The organism is Serratia marcescens, assembly GCF_001902635.1.
Taxonomy (GTDB): Bacteria; Pseudomonadota; Gammaproteobacteria; order Enterobacterales; family Enterobacteriaceae; genus Serratia; species Serratia marcescens_F.
This window is the reverse complement of sequence record NZ_MJAO01000002.1, coordinates 264008-279683: the sequence shown is the minus strand read 5'-3', so window position 1 is coordinate 279683 and position 15676 is coordinate 264008. Positions and strand designations below refer to the sequence as shown.

The following is a 15676-nucleotide window of genomic DNA, read 5'->3' as shown; positions in this document are numbered from 1 at the left end:
TGTTTTCTCCGGTTGGCGCCGATACCTCAGTGTAGACCCCGCCGCGTTCAGAAGTAGTAACCGATGTTCACGTTGGTGCGAAAATACCACTTATTGCTGCCGGAAGACTGGGTGGCGGTCCAGCCGGTGGCGTTTTCCACGCCGCCCCACGGGTTGGCGTTCTGCGCCCAGGTCAGATCCACCCACAGCATCACCGGCATGGCGAACACCTGTACCCCCAGCGTATTCATTTTGGAGTCGGAGCCGCCGTGCTTATCTTTCCAGAGCACGCTGTAGTCGTTGTAGAACCTCAGTTTTTTCACCGGTCCCCAGGGCACCTCGACGTCACGTGCCAGGTTGATGGCGGCGGTGGTGGCCTGCGCCGGGATCAGGTAGGCCGGCGTCAGGCCGTTACCCCCCATCAGGATCACCGAATTGTTGGCGCCGGCCGGGCCTTTGGCATCATAGCCGTAACGGATCACCTGGCCGGACAGATGCCAGGGATCGTAATTTACCAGCGTGTGCAGGCCCGCCGCCCAGAAGCTGCCATTATCGCCGGTCGCCTGGTTGTAGAGCCGCGAGGCCGCCAGCGACCCGCCGAGCTCATTGTCCCAGCCGCCCTGATGGAAAGCGCGCGTCAGCCGCAGGTTTACCTGATCGCGTTTTTCGTTGCGCTGCAAATGCTGCGACGCAAAGTGGGTGTTCTTCAGATCGTTATAGCTGGCAACGTCGGGGGCGTAACGCACGCCGGTCGGCATCATACGCGGGTAGTAGGCGGCGTCGAAGGACCAATCGTCATGCTGGAATTGGTATTTGGCGCCCAGCCCGGTGTTGACGCCGAAGCCAAGGTAAAACGGAATGCCGTACGACCAGCCGAACTGCGGATAGGGCATCAGGCCGAACGGTTTGAACGGCGCGCCGATTTGCACGGCGGAATGCTCAGACAGGTGATAGCCGACATAGGCGCGGTCGATGGCGTATTTGCGCCGATCCTGAAACCAGAATCCGCTATCGAAAAACGCGTCGTTTACCTGGCCGGCGGCATCGATGCGAAAGGCGTCAAAGCGCAAATGCGGCGGATTCCGATAATTGCTGCTGTGCCAATCTTCATAGCGATAATTGGCGCGCAGTGCGCCGCCGATATTAATATTCTTTTTATTATCCTCGCTTTGCCAATGAATGTGCGGAAATGCCGGGTTGCTTTTTTTTACCGGCGCCGCAGTGGCGGTAGCGTCGCTGGGCAACGCGGCTTCGGTTGCGTAACTCACTGGTAAGCAAAAGAAAAACAAAGCGTGATCTTGCGCGTGCCGGGCCACTGAAGAGAATGGAATGTTTATTATGGCGAGCGAGTTTCACCTGTAAATAGGGTGGTTACGCTCATCGGTTTTATATTTGAGACGACTTTCCTAAGTGTTTAATATATTAACTTTGGTTTTGATTAATATATGAAACTTTGTTCCTTGATTAATGAGAAAACTATAAATCCGGTATTAAACAAGTCAAGAAATAAAAATGAGAGTTGATGTGCAATACCGATGGTTTTGCCGTCTCGGTCTGTGAATGGCGGCACAGAGTCGGTTGAAATATTAGTGTCATCAATGGCCGTTAGACTCGCGGCACCCTGGTATTACTGACTAAAAATCATGAACATAAAACTGACACTGGGTCGTAGGGCAAAACCTGCGACAGCGCTGCCGCGCGCGTTTGGCATCGGCAAAAGCATGGGTTTATTAAGCGGCGTAATTTGCGTTATTGCGCTATTTTCTCTGCTGCAATTGTTCTCCACCGTATTTATTTCCAATATTCTGCGCGACGCCAAGATTAACCTGGTGACGGGCGACGCATTGCATCGCCAGCAGGCGACGATGGATCGCGCCAGACTGTCGCTGCTGACGGCCAGCGATACCCTGAACCGTGCGGGCATCTATTATCTGCAGGACAAAGCCACCGGTTCCGACGGCAGCTGGCACAGCCTGCTGGAGGCGTCGTTGGCGGCGTTGCAGGCCTCAGAGCAGGCCTTCGCCCAGTTCGAGCGCTTGAGCGCGGATGCGCCCGAAGCGGCGGGCGCCCTGAAAGACAGCTATCGCCTGTTCTATGACGGCCTGAAAGAGCAGGCGCAAGGGTTGCAGGGTAGCAGCATCGATGCGTTTTTCGCCGTGCCGATCCAGGCGTTTCAGGCGGATTTTAACGAGAAGTTTCTCGCTTATCAGGCGCTGAACGAGCGGCGTGGCGATGACGTCAACATGCGGCAATTGGCGGCGCTGGAGCAGGCCAAGACCTTTGCGCTCGGCGCGCTGGCCGCGTTGGCGCTGATCGCCGTGGGGGTGTGGTTCGGCGTCTCCCGCTGGGTGATCGCGCCGCTGCAGCGGGCGATAGCGCACCTCAACGTGCTGGCCGCCGGCGATCTTTCGCGACCGCTGCCGCCTGAACGGGCGTTTAACCGTGAGATGCGCCAGCTGCAGACCAGCATCGGCCACATGCAGGGCGGTCTGCAGCGCCTGGTGTGCGAGGTGCGCGATGCGGCGAGCGGGATCTTGAACTGCGTCGGACGGTTGGCGGACGGCAATCGACAATTGACGGCGCAGTCGGCGAAGCAGGACGGCGAATTGCAGTTGGCGACCGAGCACGTGCAGCAGCTGGCGGCGCGGGTGGAGGAAAACGGCCAATACGCGCAACAGGCCAGCCAACGTACCGAACAGGCCCGCGAGTGCGCCGGCGCCGGTGAGCAGATGATGCAAACCGTCAATGTCTCGATGCAGGGTATCGTCAACCAGTCGGCCGAGATGCGCGGCATCGTGGCGTTGATCGACAGCGTTGCGTTTCAGACCAATATTCTGGCGCTGAATGCGGCGATTGAGGCCGCGCACGCCGGCGTTCACGGCCGCGGTTTCGCCATCGTGGCCAAAGAGGTGGGCTTGCTGGCGCAAAAAAGCAGCCATTCGACGCGCGACATTCAGCAGTTAATCAACCGCTCGTTACGGCAAATCGATCAAGGTTCCCAGGCGGTAGATCTGCTGACGGATAACCTGCGCCAGATTATCGATCTGGTGAACAAATCCAGCGCGCTGGTGGGAGAAATCTCTCTGGCGTCGCTCAATCAGGGAGAAAGCATTCAGGATGTGACGGCGCGCATCGCGGCGCTGAATCAGGTGGCGCGGCAAACCGGCACGGTGGTGAACGCCGTGACCGAGGCTTCACAGCGGTTGCAGGACGAGTCGGAACGGTTGGAAAGGGCGATGGCGCGCTTCAGGCTGCCGGCGCAATAAATAAGCCTGGCGCAGATTAATGAATAATAAAGCTGCGTTTAACGTTATTTATTATTTCCGTACCCTGAGAAAGTGCCTCAGGATTAATAAAAAACAGGCCGGCTCTTGTTGGTTGAAAAAAGAGCCGGCCTGCGGAGGTTATTTTTGACGAGCCGATTAACGGCTGGTCTGGTGGCCGATGATGCCGCCCAGCGCCGCACCGCCGAGGGTGCCCAGCGTGCTGCCGTCGGTCAGCACGGCGCCGCCTACTGCGCCGACGCCCGCGCCGATCGCCGTGTTGCGATCGCGATTGGACATATGCCCACATGCGGTGACGGAAAGCGTCGCCATCACCACCATCAATACACCTGCGGCACGTTTAATATTCATAATGAGTTCCTGATAATTGGGTTGATTAATGGATTAAAAATAATCCGATTAACCCGCCGGTAGAAGTTGGGATGAATGTATTCCTCCGTAAGAAAATCGAACAGGTAAAAATTCTTAATTTTGTGGCGGTGAAAAGCGTTTGCTCGCCGAATGTGCGGCCGCCGATAAAAACGCTCGACTATACTGGGGAAAGGCCTCGCGGGGAGCGGGGCGCAAACGCTGGAGGCCGCCATGTCCGACCTTGTTTCCGCAGCCGGCAAACCGGTGAAAATTCCCGGCCCGGATCATCCGATCACGCTGACCCGCCATCCGACGCGGGTCAGCGTGCGCGCCGCCGGTCAGATCCTGGCTGACAGCTGCGATGTGCTCATCTTGCAGGAAGCCAACTATCCACCGGTGTTTTACTTTCCGCGTGAGGATGTAAACATGCGGCTGCTGCAAAAGAGCGATCACGTCAGCTACTGCCCTTATAAGGGGGACTGCAGTTATTTTTCCCTCCCGCTGAACGGTGCGCAGGGGCTTAACGTCGCCTGGAGCTATGAAATGCCCTACAACGCCGTGGTGGCGATCAAGGATCATCTGGCGTTTTACCCCGACAAAGTCGCGGAAATCCGTGCAGAAGCGTGAACCGCCGCCGCCATTGGGCGGGGGGCGGTTGACATTCTCATTTCCCCTACTCATTATGTGTATTATCTGTAATTAATGCATTTTACTTATGTTTTAATGCGACATAAACCAAACTCTGAGCAGGAGCCAAGGTGTCTACCTCTACGCGATTTGCCGTTGCCATCCACATTCTGACCAATATCACGCTGTGTCGCGGCCAGACGGTGCGTTCTGAAGATATCGCGCGCAGCGTCAATACCAACCCGACGGTGGTGCGGCGCATTCTTGGTGCGCTGGCAGAGGCAGGGCTGACTTATTCGCAGATGGGGCAAGGCGGCGGGGCGCTGTTGGCGCGGCCGGCGGAAGCGATCTCACTGCTGGACGTGTATCGCGCAGTGGAGGAGCAACCTTACTTCATGTTGCACCGCACCCGGCCCAATGAGGCGTGCTATATCGGCCACGCCATTACCCCGGTGTTGGAGCAAGAGTTCGCGCGCGTCGGCCATGCGCTGGAAGAGAGCCTGGCGAAAACCAGCATCGCCGAGATGGCGGGCCAGGTCGAGCGGCGCGCAGGCTATCCTTTTGTCCCTTGTTCTCCGCAATATCAAATAGATACGCAATAAAAAACCACGCCAATCCCGTTGTCGCGCAGAGCATTTTTTGCATTGCGTTAATGTAATTGTGTAAGTTACATTAGCTCGCATCAAGTGTGATGTAGCTCACGTTTTAGACTGCCTCCCGACGATAATGAACAGATTGACCGGAAAGCTTTATTCCGGCGCAGATTTACTGTGCTTAAAAACCAGGAGAGAACGATGTTAGAAATGATTGAAAGTTTGGCCACCGTGGTGATCCTGGTGCCGGTAATGGTGGCCGTCTTGCTCGGCACGATTTACGGTCTGGGTGAAGTGTTCAACGCCTTTTCCGCTATCGGCCGCAAAAACGGTTGAGCCAGCATGCCAGAGGGCGGCTATCGCCCTCCGGCGTCCTCGCATTTCCCTTCTTATGATTGTCCCGTCGTCTAAACACCCGCCTCATTCTGGAAAAGCCGGTCGCTCAGCGTATCGATAAACACCCTGAGTTTGGGCGTCAGGTGTTTGCTGGAGGGCCAAAGCACTTTGAAGCTGCCGCTGTGGCGGCAATATTCAGGCAATATCTGCTGCAACCGCTGCTGTTCCAGCGCGCGTTTCACTGCAAAATCCGGCAAACAGGCGATGCCCTGGCCGCTTTCCGCCAGGTATATCAGAGTATCGACCGTGTTACATACCACACGGGGGCCCAACCCCTCGGCGAGCAGCTTTTCCCATCCATCGATCGGCCAGGGCTCCACCTTGCCGGTAGAGGGGAATTTGTACAGCAGGCAGGCGTGGCCGCGCAGTGCCGTCGGTTGAAGCGGGATCCCCGCCTGGCGAAGATAATCCGGCGCCGCCACCAGTTGCAGGTGAAAAGTGCCCAGCCGGCGGCTCATCAGGCGTGAATCCTCGGTATCACCGACGCGGATCACGGCGTCAAAGCCTTCCTCTATGACATCGACCCGACGGTCGGAAAAATCGGCTTCCAGCTCAATCTCGGGATAGCGGCGGGTAAACTCCGCCAACACCGGGTTCAACAGGCCGCCAACCAGCGGCAAACTGACGCGCAGTTTCCCGCGCGGCACGCTGCGCGTATCACTGATTTCCCGCTCCGCCGCCGCCATTTCCCCGAGGATGCGCCGGCAGCGTTGCAGAAACAGCCGGCCTTCGGCGGTCAGCGTCATGCTGCGCGTACTGCGGTGAAACAGGCGCACGCCCAGTCGGCTTTCCAGGCGAGCGATGCTTTTTCCCACCGCAGACGCGGAGATGCCGAGCAGGCGGCCGGCGTCAACGAAACTCAGTGTTTCAGCGGCTTGTACAAAGGCGGTCACGCCGGCCAAATTATCCATCGTTGGTCCTATTACGGACGTTAGTGTCCGCTATGAACGGAAATCTAGCCTGTTTTTCCGTTAATCGCCAGGCCCTATGCTCGTGGCTACAGCATGGGCTGATTACCTGGAGCAATAAAAATGAGTGAATACGGGCTTACCGCCAAGGCGATCGATGACGCGATCGACAAAGCCTTGAGCGACAAACGGCTGGTCGGTGCGGTGATTTTGGTGGCGCAGGGGGGCGAAACGATTTATCGGCGCGCGGCGGGCATGGCGGATCGCGAGGCGGGTAAACCGATGGCGTTCAATACGCTGTTCCGTTTGGCTTCGGTCTCCAAACCGATCGTATCTACCGCGGCGTTGGCGCTGATGGCGCAAGGCGGCATGCAGTTGGACGATCCCATCACCCGTTGGTTGCCGGACTTCCGCCCGCGGCTGGCGGATGGCACCACACCGTTGCTGACGTTACGTCATTTAATGACGCATACCGCCGGGCTGAGTTACCGTTTTTTCCAGCCGGAAGGTGGGTTCTACGCGCAGGCGGACGTTTCCGACGGTATGGATGATGCGACGATCAGCCTGCAGGAAAATGTGCGGCGCATCGCCGATGCACCGCTGCTGGCACCGCCCGGCGCGGAGTGGCGCTATTCCATCGCCACCGATGTACTGGGTGCCGCGATCGAACAGGCCGGCGGTTTACCGCTGGCGCAGGCGGTCAAAAAATGGGTGACCGGGCCGCTGGGGATGGCGGATACCGATTTCCTGGCGGTGGATGCCGCGCGGTTGGCGGCCGCCTATGCCGATCATCCCGGTGAGCCGCGCCGTCTGCGCCAGCCGGACCGCTTACCGTTTATCGATGGCAGCGCCGGCTTCCATCTGTCGCCGGCGCGTGCGTTGGATCCACGGGCTTATGCTTCCGGCGGTGCAGGCATGGTCGGTTCGGCGGAGGATTTCCTGCGCTTGCTGGAAGCATTGCGCCAGGGAGGAGCGCCGGTGTTGCCGACCGATTGGGTGACGGCGCTGACCACCAACCAAATCGGCGAACTGCCGATGCCGTTTTGGCCGGGGCGCGGTTTCGGGTTGGGCATTACCGTATTGAAAGATCCCATCGCCGCGCAAACGCCGGAATCTGTGGGCACCTGGCGTATGGGCGGCACCTATGGCCACTCCTGGTTTGTCGATCCTGCCCGGCGGCTCAGCGTGGTGGCCTTTACCAACACGGCGCTGGAGGGGATGTCCGGGGCCTTTGTCGGCGAGATTTGCCAGGCGGTTTATGCCGCGACGGGAGCGATACGATGCGCCTGATACCGCCGATTTTCTTCATTGCGCTGGGGCTGTTCGGCGTTTACTGCATCGAATTCGGCGTAGTGGGCATCTTGCCGCAGATCATCGCGCGCTATGAGGTGTCAACGGCGCAGGCCGGCTGGCTGGTTGGGGTATTCGCCTTGACCATTGCGCTGCTCGGGCCGCTGTTGGTGCTGCTGGCCTCGCGGTTCAATCGCAAACGCATGTTGTTGATCGCGCTGGCCGTGTTTGCGGCGGCCGGCGCGTTGTCCGCCCAGACGGACAGTTTCACACTGTTAATGCTGCTGCGCATTGTGCCCGCGTTGTTTCACCCGATCTATTTTTCGCTGGCGATGGTGGCGGCCGCGGCGTTGTATCCGCCGCATCAGGCTACCAAAGCGACCGCTTATGCGTTTGTCGGCACCAGCATGGGAATGGTGCTGGGGATACCGCTGACGCAATGGATCGCCGGGCAATTCAGTTACGAAGCGTCGTTCTGGTTTTGTGCGCTGGTGAACCTCCTGGCGGCGGTGGGGTTGCTGATGCGCTTGCCCAACGTTGCCGTACAGCGCCTCAGCTATGGCAAGCAACTGGCGATCCTGCGCAGCGGCACGCTGTGGCTGAATATCGCCACCTGCGTGCTGATCTTTGCCGCCATGTTTGCCGTCTATGCGTATGCGGCCGAATATCTCAGCCGTGAAATTGGCATTGGCGACGCCGCCATCGGTGTTCTTTTGGTGGTGTTCGGGCTGGGCGGCATCGTGGGCAACCTGTTGGCCGGCAAATTATTGAGCCGTCATCGCGCGGCGACGGTTCTGCTGCATCCGGTGGCGTTGGTTGCGGCTTATGCGCTGCTGTACCGCTACGGTAGCGCGCATGTCGGGACGATGGCCGTCTTGTGCCTGTATTGGGGGGCGGCGCACACCAGCGGTTTGATCGTGACGCAGATCTGGCTGACGTCCGAAGCGCCGCAGGCGCCGGAATTCGCCACCGGGCTGTATATCGCCTTTATCAATCTGGGCGTGGCGGTGGGATCGCTGGTCGGCGGCTGGTTTATCGAAGCCTGGGGGCTACAGGGCAGCCTGCTGTGCGGGGCCATGTTTGCCGCACTGGCGGTGATGACGATCGCCGCCAGGCTGCGGTTGCAACGGCAGGTTACCGTTGCGTCGCGTCGATCATCGCCATCACCTGCCGGAACATCGCGCTTTCCGGATCGGCCAGCGAATTGACCAGCGTAAAGTGATTACAGTGGCGATCGGCCAGCAGTTGGACGGCGAGGCCGCGCGCCAGGCAGGCGTCATAATAGGCCTGCGTCTGGTTTTTGAACCCTTGCGTTTCCCGCTGGCCGACGTCGAGCAGGATCTGCGGCGCATACGCTTTCGCCGGCAGCAAAAACAGCGGGCTGAGGGTTTGCGCTTGCTCGTGCGTCAGGTGTAGCCAGTCATTGATGTAGATATCGCACAGCGGGCGCAGATCGTATAAGCCACTCAGCGCCAGCGCGCCTTTGATCACGTCGGGCGGCAGGCGATAGCGTTGTTGCCAGCCGTCGGCGATCAGCATGCCGCACAGGTGGCCGCCGGCCGAACTGCCGCTGACGAAAATACGCGCCGGATCGATGCCGAAGGGCGCCCCGTGATGATAAAGCCAAGCGATGGCGCTGCGCACCTCATGCACGATCTCCGCCAGTGTCGCTTCCGGCGCCAGCGTGTATTCCAGCGTAGCGACCGCCACGCCGCGGCGGGCAAACGCGGCGGCCATCGAACAGGCCTCTTCTTTGCACTGCGAATGCCAGTAGCCGCCATGAATGAAGATCAGCAGCGGGGCGGGCTGAACGCTGGCCGGGAACAGATCGAGGCGTTCGGCGTCGCTCATGCCGTAGCGCAGATCGTAAATGCCGGGTGTCTGTGCCCTGGCGTGCCGGGCCAGCGCGGCGTACTCCGTCATGCAGGCGTCAAAATCCTCCACCGATGCGCGGGCGTTGTATTGCATGGCGCGCGCGTTCAGGTTTTCAAACGTCAGATCGATGCTCATCATTTCTCCTGATTGTTATGCGTTCTGCTTTCATCATCATCCTGGCGGCGAAAAGATGTTTGATCTCCGGTGCGTAAAATTGCCGCTTCTCCGTTGCTGTTTTCTGCTGTATATTGCGGTTTTATGCCTTTTATTGCGGAGTAAACCCATGCACAAAGCGGCACGACAGCGCCATTTACTGGATTTGCTCAGCGAGCGCGGGCAGGCGGCGGTGGCGGAATTGGCCGCCGCCATCGGCGTATCCGTTGATACCGTGCGCCGCGATCTGACCGATCTCGAGCGGCAAGGGCTGGCGCAGAAACATCACGGCGGGGCGATCGCGCTCGAACCGTCCGGCATGCCGCGCCAGGCGCGCGCGGCGCTGTTGCCGCAGGTCAAGCAGCGGCTTGGCCGCGCGGTGGCCGCGCAGATCCCGCCCGGCAGCACCCTGATGCTGGACGCGGGCAGTACGCTACTGGCGGTGGCGCAAGCGCTGCACGGCCCGGCTACGGTGATCACCGCCTCGTTGGATATCGCACAGTGCCTGAGCGACAGGCCGGAGATCAACCTGGTCTTGCTCGGCGGCCAATGGGATGCGCGCCAGCGGCTGTTCGCCGGCAGCGCCACGTTGGCGTTGCTGGCACGCTATCGCGCGGACATCGCCCTGCTGGGCGCCTGCGCGGTGCATGCGCAGCTGGGGCTGAGCGCCGGCGAAGAGGCCGATGCAGAGGTCAAACGCGCCATGTTGGCCAACAGCGGCCAGCGCTGGCTGGTGGCCGATCATATGAAGCTGGATCGCTGCGAACCGCATCACGTTGCGGATCTGGCGCAGATCCAACGCCTGTTTACCGATCGCCCGTGGGACAACCTGGACGAACAGTCATTGATTGAACTTTGTGTCGTCACCGACGACCGCTAGAGGAGAACACTGATGAACGATACCGCTCGACCGTTGCAGGTGGCGCTGATTGGCTACGGCTTTGTTGGTAAAGCGTTTCATGCGCCGCTGATCAACGCCGTGCCGGGGCTGGAACTGAGCGTGGTGGCTTCGCGCGATGCCGCCAAGGTGCACGCCGATCTGCCGCACGTGCAGGTGATCGCCGATCCGCTGGCGGCCATCCGCCGGCCGGATGTGGACTTGGTGGTGATCGCTTCACCGAACGACACCCATGCGCCGTTGGCGCTGGCCGCGCTGGAGGCAGGCAAACATGTGGTGGTGGATAAGCCCTTCACGCTGGATTTGGCGCAGGCGCGCACGCTGATTGCGGCGGCGGAAAAGCACGATCGCCTGCTGTCGGTGTTCCAGAACCGCCGTTGGGACAGCGACTACCTGGGGGTGAAGCAGGTGATCGAACAGGGGCTGATCGGCAAAGTGACGCACTTTGAGTCTCATATCGATCGCTACCGCCCTGAAGTGCGGGTGCGCTGGCGCGAGCAGAACCTGCCGGGCAGCGGTCTGTGGTTCGACCTGGGGCCGCACATGGTCGATCAGGCGCTGCAGCTGTTCGGTTTGCCGCACAGCGTGCAGGCCAACATCGCCACGCTGCGCCCCAACGCGCAGATTAATGACTGGGCCCACGTGGTGCTGAACTACCCGACACACCGAGTGATCCTGCACGGCAGCATGCTGGTGGCGGGCGGCGTGGCGCGCTTTACCGTGCACGGTGAGAAAGGCAGCGTGGTCAAAGCGCGTGCCGACGGGCAGGAAAGTCAGCTGCTGGCCGGCGTCACGCCGGGCTCGGCGGAGTGGGGCAAAGACGACGACGCGATGAGCCTATTTATCGGCACGGAGCCGGCGCGCACGCTGCCGACGCCGGATGGCGATCAGCGTCAATACTACGTCCAGGTGCGCGACGCGCTGCGCGGCGTCGGCGCTAACCCGGTCACCGCTCCGCAGGCGTTGGCGGTGATGGCGGTGCTGGAGGCGGCGACCCACGCGGCGGAAACCGGCACGACCCAGCCGCTGCCGCTTACCGAAGCGGAAATCGCCGCCTGGTAAAGGCGTCGCACAGACATGGCGTCAGACGCATTAATACAGTGCAAGCCGTGCGTCTTCCGCCATCGCGAGCCCTGACATAGGCTGGCAATCAGTCTATGTCAGGAGCGCTTATCATGTTATCCCATCCTTCATCGCGGGCGACCCGCGGCATACTGGCCGCACTTTCACTGAGCATGTTGTTGTCATCGCTCGGCATCAGCATCGCCAACGTCGGTTTACCGGCGCTGGCCGCCGCATTTCATGCCTCGTTTCAGGCGGTACAGTGGGTGCTGCTGTGCTATCTGTTGGCCGTTACCACCTGCATCATCGGCATTGGCCGTTTGGGCGACAGCCTCAACCGCCGTCGTCTGCTGCTGGCGGGTATCGCGTTGTTTACCGCCGCTTCGCTGTGTTGCGCGCTGGCCCCGCAGCTTTGGTTGCTGCTGGTGGCGCGCATGGTACAAGGGCTGGGTGGCGCGGTCATGATGTCGATCGCCATGGCGCTGGCGAGCGAGGCGCTGGGCACGGAAAAAATTGGCCGCGCGATGGGGCTGCTCGGCACTATGTCGGCGGTGGGCACTGCGCTGGGGCCGTCGTTGGGCGGCGCGCTGATTGCCGGCTTCGGCTGGCGGGCGATGTTTCTGATCAACCTGCCTCTGGGCCTGCTGGCACTGTGGCTCGCCTGGCGATACTTGCCGAATGGCCCGCGCACGGCAACGCGGCGGGTGCCGTTCGACGGCACCGGCACGCTGTTGCTGGGTAGCGCATTGCTTTGTTATTCGCTGGCGATGACCCTCGGGCGCGGCGATTTCGGCGTGCTTAACCTGGCGTTGATGCTGGGGGCTCTGCTGGCGGGGGGGCTGTTTATCCGCGTGGAGCGCCGCGCCGTGTCGCCGCTTTTGGCGCCGGCGATGTTTCGTCATCCGATCCTGACGGCGGGGCTGGCGGCCAGCGCGCTGGTAATGACGGTGATGACCGCCACGCTGGTGGTCGGGCCTTTCTATCTGTCGCGTGCGCTGGGGCTAAGCGCCGCGCAGGTTGGGTTGGTGATGTCAGCAGGGCCGGCGGTGGCGATCCTGACCGGCATTCCGGCCGGTTATTGGGTGGATCGTTTTGGATCGCAGCGCATCGCCCAGCTTGGGCTGGCGGCGGTGGCCGCCGGGGCGGCGCTGTTGTCGCTGCTGAGCCGGTGGGGCGTGTTCGGCTATGTCGCGCCGATCGCGCTGTTGACCGCCGGCTATGCGCTGTTCCAGGTGGCCAACAATACGGTGCTGATGAAGGATCTGTTTCCCGAACGGCGCGGGGCGATCGCCGGAATGGTAAACCTGTCACGCAATCTCGGGGCGATCACCGGCGCATCGGTGATGGGCGCGCTGTTTTATCTGGCTTCGCAGCGGGTGACCGGTGACGCTGCCGCCGCGGTATACGGCATGCGTGTAACCTACGGCGCGGCGGCGCTGTTGGCGCTGGCGGCATGGCTCATCGCCTTCGGCGGTCGCCGGCTGGCGCTGCGTTACGACGCGCGCTGAACCGCGTAGCGTTCTTGCACGAAACCGTTGTCCGACTGAGTGACGGCGAGCAGGCGCAGGCGCTGCTCAGGGGCATCGGCGCCGAACAAGGGAATGCCGCCGCCCAGCAGCAGCGGCACGCGCGTGATAGTCAATTCGTCGATCAATCCGGCCTGCAGAAAGCGCTGTACGGTCTGGCCGCCGTCGATATACAGATGGCGGCAGCCGGCCTCGGCCAACTGCGCTACGATGGCTGCCGGTTCGCCGTTCATCCAGCGGACATGTCCTGCGCCCTGCGGCGCGGGCGGCTGCGTCGACAGCACCACCACCGGCAGTTCGCCATAGGGCCATTCGGGAAAGGCGCGGACTTTTTCATAGGTATGGCGGCCCATCACCAGCGCGTCGATGTCGGCGATAAACGCCTCATAGCTCAGCCCATTGAGCAAGGAAACCGCGTACTCGGGCCGCAGCAGCCAATCGATGTCGCCGTCCGCGCCGGCGATGAAGCCGTCCACGCTGGTGGCGATATATACCGAACATTTCATCAGGCGAGATCTCCCCGGAAAACCAGATGGACCTTGTTGCCGTCGGGATCGCGCAGGTAAGCGCCGAAATAGCCTTTGCCGTAGTGCGCGCGTTCGCCGGGTTCGCCTTCGCTGCTGCCGCCCGCCAGCAGACCGGCGGCGTAGGCGCGTTTGACCGCCAGTTCATCGGCGGCGAGAAAGGCCAACATGCTGCCGTTGCCGGCGCTGGGGGGCTGCTTGTCGAAGGGTTGGTAGGCATAAAAACGGGGCAGGTTTTGGCCTGGCATCACCCAGCAGCGGGCGGCGGGGCCGCCGTCCGGCGTCACTGCCCGCCGTTGTAACCCCAGCGGCAACAAAATGGCGTCGTAGAACGCGGCGGCGGCGTCCAAATCGCTGACGCCGACGGTAATATGGCTAAACATGGCGTGCTTCCTTTCCGAAGAGAGAATGACCGCATAGAACAGTAGCAGCGATAACGCCGAATGGACAGATCAAACGCAGTCAGAGTGCGTTGGCGCGGATCCAGTTCAGGGTGTCGCCGAGCGTTTGCTCCAGCGGTCTGAAGCTCAGCCCCAGCTCGCGCTCGCTTTTGGCCGGGTTGTAGTGTGAACGGTCGGCTTCCTGCATCATTAACTTTACCGTCGCCAGGCTCAGCAGAATCGGTTTGCCGCTGAGGCGAGAATAGGCCTCCTGCAACGCCGCCAGCGCGTACAGCAGAGCGAAGGGCAAAACGCGCGTTGGCGTTTTGACGCCGGCGATGTCGCCCAGCAGCGGCACCAGTTCTTGCATCGTGATATGTCGGCCGGCCGCCAGATAGCGGGCGCCGCGTTTCCCGCGTTCTGCGGCCAGGATCAGCGCCTGCGCCACATCGCGGGCATCGACCAGCGAAAAACTGCCCGCCATCAGGCCCGGTAACTTACCGCGCAGGACATCGCGGGCTAATTGGCCCGATGAGGTGGGGCCTAAATCGGCAGGGCCCCACATCCAGCCCGGCAACACCATGCTGCCGTGCATATCGGGATGACGTTGCAGAAAGTCGAGCACGACCTCGTCGGCCATGATCTTGCTGCGGTAGTAATCATCGGCGTTTTCCGGGCGGCGCAGGCAGGTTTCATCGAGGAGCTGCCCGGGTTCCCCGGCCAATACGGCGATTGAGGAGGTGTGGACGAAGCGACGAATGCCGGCCTGATAGGCCTGTTCCAGCAGGCATTGTGTGCCTGCGACATTGATGGCTTGCAGCGCATCCCAATGGTTGCCGCCCTTGTAGTTATCGCGGAAATAGGCGGCGGTATGAAACAAAACGTCGCATCCCGCCAGCCGGTCGGCGAAAGCGGCGACGTTCTTCATGTCACCGCTGACCCGCTCAATGCCGGCGATATCGCCGAACTGCCGGCGGCCTTTTTCATCCGAGCGCACCAGCGCCCGGATCTGCCACCCCTGCGCCAACAGCGCACGCACCAAATGGTTGCCGAGCAGCCCGGTGGCGCCGGTAACGAAAGCCGTTTTTGTGTCGGACATGCCAGAATCTCAACTGTTATTTAAAGTTCAAGTGATATTTAAATTAGTGGCGGACATTTAAAATATCAAGTGATATCTTGAATGTTGATTATCGACCGAGAGACAGAACGATCCCAATGAAAACGACGAACAAACGCTTAACGCGCGAGGAGAGCCAACGGCAAACCCGCGAGCGGCTGATTGAAACGGCGCGGCAACTCTTCATCGCCAGCGGTTATGGCGCCGCTTCCATTCGTGACATCGCCGCTCAGGCCGGCTATTCGCAGGGGGCGTTCTACTCCAATTTCGCTTCCAAGGAAGAGTTGTTGCTGTTGCTGTTACAACGCCATATGCAGGCGGAGGCGGACCAATTGGCGGGTTTGACGCAGCACGATGCGCGAACGCCGGCGCAAGTGTTGGCCGCGTTGGATGCGTGGGCGGCGACGCTGAATCTGGACGTGGATTGGGGCATGCTGTCGGTCGAGTTGCAACTGCAGGCACAGCGCAGCCCGACGTTTGCCGCAGAATATAAAAAAGTCTGGCAGCGCCATCAGACGGCGCTGGCATCAGTGCTGGGGGCGCTGTTCCAACGTTTGGACAAAACGCCGCCGGCGGCGCCGGACGCATTGGCGGCGGCGTTTATGGCGATGGCGCACGGCCTGGCGCTGCAGAAAGCGACGCACGGCGGAGAGCCGTATGGAAAAATCCTGATGGTATTTTTGCGAGGGTTATTGTCCACGGCGCAGAAATAA

General features: G+C 60.9%; 17 protein-coding genes. 10 read left to right on the top strand and 7 right to left on the bottom strand.

Features of this window, described 5'->3' with window-relative positions; all coding sequences use genetic code 11:
* Window positions 1-47: 47 nt before the first annotated feature.
* Complete coding sequence (locus tag BHU62_RS02905; RefSeq protein WP_078062000.1) at window positions 48-1247, bottom strand: hypothetical protein; 1200 nt, start codon at window positions 1245-1247, stop codon at window positions 48-50.
* 453 nt (window positions 1248-1700) lie between these two features.
* On the opposite strand from BHU62_RS02905, the gene BHU62_RS02900 reads away from it, so the two are divergent.
* A complete protein-coding gene (locus tag BHU62_RS02900; protein WP_073529063.1) occupies window positions 1701-3245 on the top strand; it encodes a methyl-accepting chemotaxis protein in 1545 nt (514 codons plus the stop codon).
* 156 nt (window positions 3246-3401) lie between these two features.
* Here BHU62_RS02900 and osmB read toward each other — a convergent pair whose 3' ends face one another.
* Window positions 3402-3614 (bottom strand): osmotically-inducible lipoprotein OsmB, encoded by a 213-nt coding sequence (gene osmB, locus BHU62_RS02895; RefSeq protein WP_073529062.1) that lies wholly within the window; start codon window positions 3612-3614, stop codon window positions 3402-3404.
* Window positions 3615-3845: 231 nt separating this feature from the next.
* Between osmB and BHU62_RS02890 the strand changes: the two genes are divergently transcribed.
* From BHU62_RS02890 to BHU62_RS02880, 3 genes are all read left to right on the top strand, one after another.
* Window positions 3846-4241 carry a DUF427 domain-containing protein gene (locus tag BHU62_RS02890; protein ID WP_073529061.1) on the top strand — a complete coding sequence of 132 codons (396 nt, stop codon included), beginning with the start codon at window positions 3846-3848 and terminating at the stop codon, window positions 4239-4241.
* A 131-nt stretch (window positions 4242-4372) separates the two neighbouring features.
* Window positions 4373-4843 carry an Rrf2 family transcriptional regulator gene (locus BHU62_RS02885; RefSeq protein WP_073529060.1) on the top strand — a complete coding sequence of 157 codons (471 nt, stop codon included), beginning with the start codon at window positions 4373-4375 and terminating at the stop codon, window positions 4841-4843.
* A gap of 192 nt (window positions 4844-5035) precedes the next feature.
* Complete coding sequence (locus BHU62_RS02880; protein ID WP_073529059.1) at window positions 5036-5170, top strand: AcrZ family multidrug efflux pump-associated protein; 135 nt, start codon at window positions 5036-5038, stop codon at window positions 5168-5170.
* 71 nt (window positions 5171-5241) lie between these two features.
* Here the strand turns inward: BHU62_RS02880 and BHU62_RS02875 are convergent, their stop codons facing one another.
* Complete coding sequence (locus BHU62_RS02875; RefSeq protein WP_073529058.1) at window positions 5242-6141, bottom strand: LysR family transcriptional regulator; 900 nt, start codon at window positions 6139-6141, stop codon at window positions 5242-5244.
* A gap of 120 nt (window positions 6142-6261) precedes the next feature.
* Between BHU62_RS02875 and BHU62_RS02870 the strand changes: the two genes are divergently transcribed.
* On the top strand, window positions 6262-7428 hold the full coding sequence (locus BHU62_RS02870; protein ID WP_073529057.1) for a serine hydrolase domain-containing protein: 1167 nt from the start codon (window positions 6262-6264) through the stop codon (window positions 7426-7428).
* On the top strand, window positions 7419-8636 hold the full coding sequence (locus tag BHU62_RS02865) for an MFS transporter (RefSeq protein WP_073529056.1): 1218 nt from the start codon (window positions 7419-7421) through the stop codon (window positions 8634-8636). Before BHU62_RS02870 ends, BHU62_RS02865 begins: the two co-directional genes overlap by 10 nt.
* Here the strand turns inward: BHU62_RS02865 and BHU62_RS02860 are convergent.
* Window positions 8563-9438, bottom strand: a complete 876-nt coding sequence (locus BHU62_RS02860; RefSeq protein ID WP_073529055.1) for an alpha/beta hydrolase — start codon at window positions 9436-9438, stop codon at window positions 8563-8565. The two genes, BHU62_RS02865 and BHU62_RS02860, sit on opposite strands and share 74 nt — an antisense overlap.
* Window positions 9439-9586: 148 nt before the next feature.
* Here BHU62_RS02860 and BHU62_RS02855 point away from each other — a divergent pair, with 148 nt between their 5' ends.
* The 3 genes from BHU62_RS02855 to BHU62_RS02845 all read left to right on the top strand — a co-directional run bounded on the left by BHU62_RS02855 (window position 9587) and on the right by BHU62_RS02845 (window position 12924).
* Window positions 9587-10336, top strand: coding sequence for a DeoR/GlpR family DNA-binding transcription regulator (locus tag BHU62_RS02855; RefSeq protein ID WP_073529054.1), 750 nt, complete (start codon window positions 9587-9589; stop codon window positions 10334-10336).
* Window positions 10337-10348: 12 nt separating this feature from the next.
* The gene (locus BHU62_RS02850; protein ID WP_073529053.1) at window positions 10349-11416 is read left to right on the top strand and encodes an oxidoreductase; all 1068 of its coding nucleotides are present in this window, start codon (window positions 10349-10351) and stop codon (window positions 11414-11416) included.
* A gap of 113 nt (window positions 11417-11529) precedes the next feature.
* A complete protein-coding gene (locus BHU62_RS02845; protein WP_073529052.1) occupies window positions 11530-12924 on the top strand; it encodes an MFS transporter in 1395 nt (464 codons plus the stop codon).
* Here the strand turns inward: BHU62_RS02845 and BHU62_RS02840 are convergent.
* From BHU62_RS02840 to BHU62_RS02830, 3 genes are all read right to left on the bottom strand, one after another.
* Window positions 12909-13448 (bottom strand): dihydrofolate reductase family protein, encoded by a 540-nt coding sequence (locus tag BHU62_RS02840; protein ID WP_171971287.1) that lies wholly within the window; start codon window positions 13446-13448, stop codon window positions 12909-12911. The genes BHU62_RS02845 and BHU62_RS02840 overlap by 16 nt on opposite strands.
* Entirely contained in the window at window positions 13448-13849 is a 402-nt protein-coding gene (locus tag BHU62_RS02835; protein WP_073529050.1) for a VOC family protein, read from the bottom strand. Before BHU62_RS02835 ends, BHU62_RS02840 begins: the two co-directional genes overlap by 1 nt.
* A 79-nt stretch (window positions 13850-13928) precedes the next feature.
* Window positions 13929-14945, bottom strand: a complete 1017-nt coding sequence (locus BHU62_RS02830; RefSeq protein ID WP_073529049.1) for an SDR family oxidoreductase — start codon at window positions 14943-14945, stop codon at window positions 13929-13931.
* Window positions 14946-15061: 116 nt separating this feature from the next.
* Here BHU62_RS02830 and BHU62_RS02825 point away from each other — a divergent pair, with 116 nt between their 5' ends.
* The gene (locus BHU62_RS02825) at window positions 15062-15676 is read left to right on the top strand and encodes a TetR/AcrR family transcriptional regulator (protein WP_073529048.1); all 615 of its coding nucleotides are present in this window, start codon (window positions 15062-15064) and stop codon (window positions 15674-15676) included.

Bases quoted from the DNA above. Each gene is read 5' to 3' on its own strand.
- BHU62_RS02900 (WP_073529063.1), top strand. From the start codon at position 1,701: ATGGGTTTATTAAGCGGCGTAATTTGCGTTATTGCGCTATTTTCTCTG.
- osmB (WP_073529062.1), bottom strand. From the start codon at position 3,614: ATGAATATTAAACGTGCCGCAGGTGTATTGATGGTGGTGATGGCGACG.
- BHU62_RS02890 (WP_073529061.1), top strand. From the start codon at position 3,846: ATGTCCGACCTTGTTTCCGCAGCCGGCAAACCGGTGAAAATTCCCGGC.
- BHU62_RS02880 (WP_073529059.1), top strand. From the start codon at position 5,036: ATGTTAGAAATGATTGAAAGTTTGGCCACCGTGGTGATCCTGGTGCCG.
- BHU62_RS02875 (WP_073529058.1), bottom strand. From the start codon at position 6,141: ATGGATAATTTGGCCGGCGTGACCGCCTTTGTACAAGCCGCTGAAACA.
- BHU62_RS02870 (WP_073529057.1), top strand. From the start codon at position 6,262: ATGAGTGAATACGGGCTTACCGCCAAGGCGATCGATGACGCGATCGAC.
- BHU62_RS02865 (WP_073529056.1), top strand. From the start codon at position 7,419: ATGCGCCTGATACCGCCGATTTTCTTCATTGCGCTGGGGCTGTTCGGC.
- BHU62_RS02860 (WP_073529055.1), bottom strand. From the start codon at position 9,438: ATGAGCATCGATCTGACGTTTGAAAACCTGAACGCGCGCGCCATGCAA.
- BHU62_RS02855 (WP_073529054.1), top strand. From the start codon at position 9,587: ATGCACAAAGCGGCACGACAGCGCCATTTACTGGATTTGCTCAGCGAG.
- BHU62_RS02850 (WP_073529053.1), top strand. From the start codon at position 10,349: ATGAACGATACCGCTCGACCGTTGCAGGTGGCGCTGATTGGCTACGGC.
- BHU62_RS02845 (WP_073529052.1), top strand. From the start codon at position 11,530: ATGTTATCCCATCCTTCATCGCGGGCGACCCGCGGCATACTGGCCGCA.
- BHU62_RS02840 (WP_171971287.1), bottom strand. From the start codon at position 13,448: ATGAAATGTTCGGTATATATCGCCACCAGCGTGGACGGCTTCATCGCC.
- BHU62_RS02835 (WP_073529050.1), bottom strand. From the start codon at position 13,849: ATGTTTAGCCATATTACCGTCGGCGTCAGCGATTTGGACGCCGCCGCC.
- BHU62_RS02830 (WP_073529049.1), bottom strand. From the start codon at position 14,945: ATGTCCGACACAAAAACGGCTTTCGTTACCGGCGCCACCGGGCTGCTC.
- BHU62_RS02825 (WP_073529048.1), top strand. From the start codon at position 15,062: ATGAAAACGACGAACAAACGCTTAACGCGCGAGGAGAGCCAACGGCAA.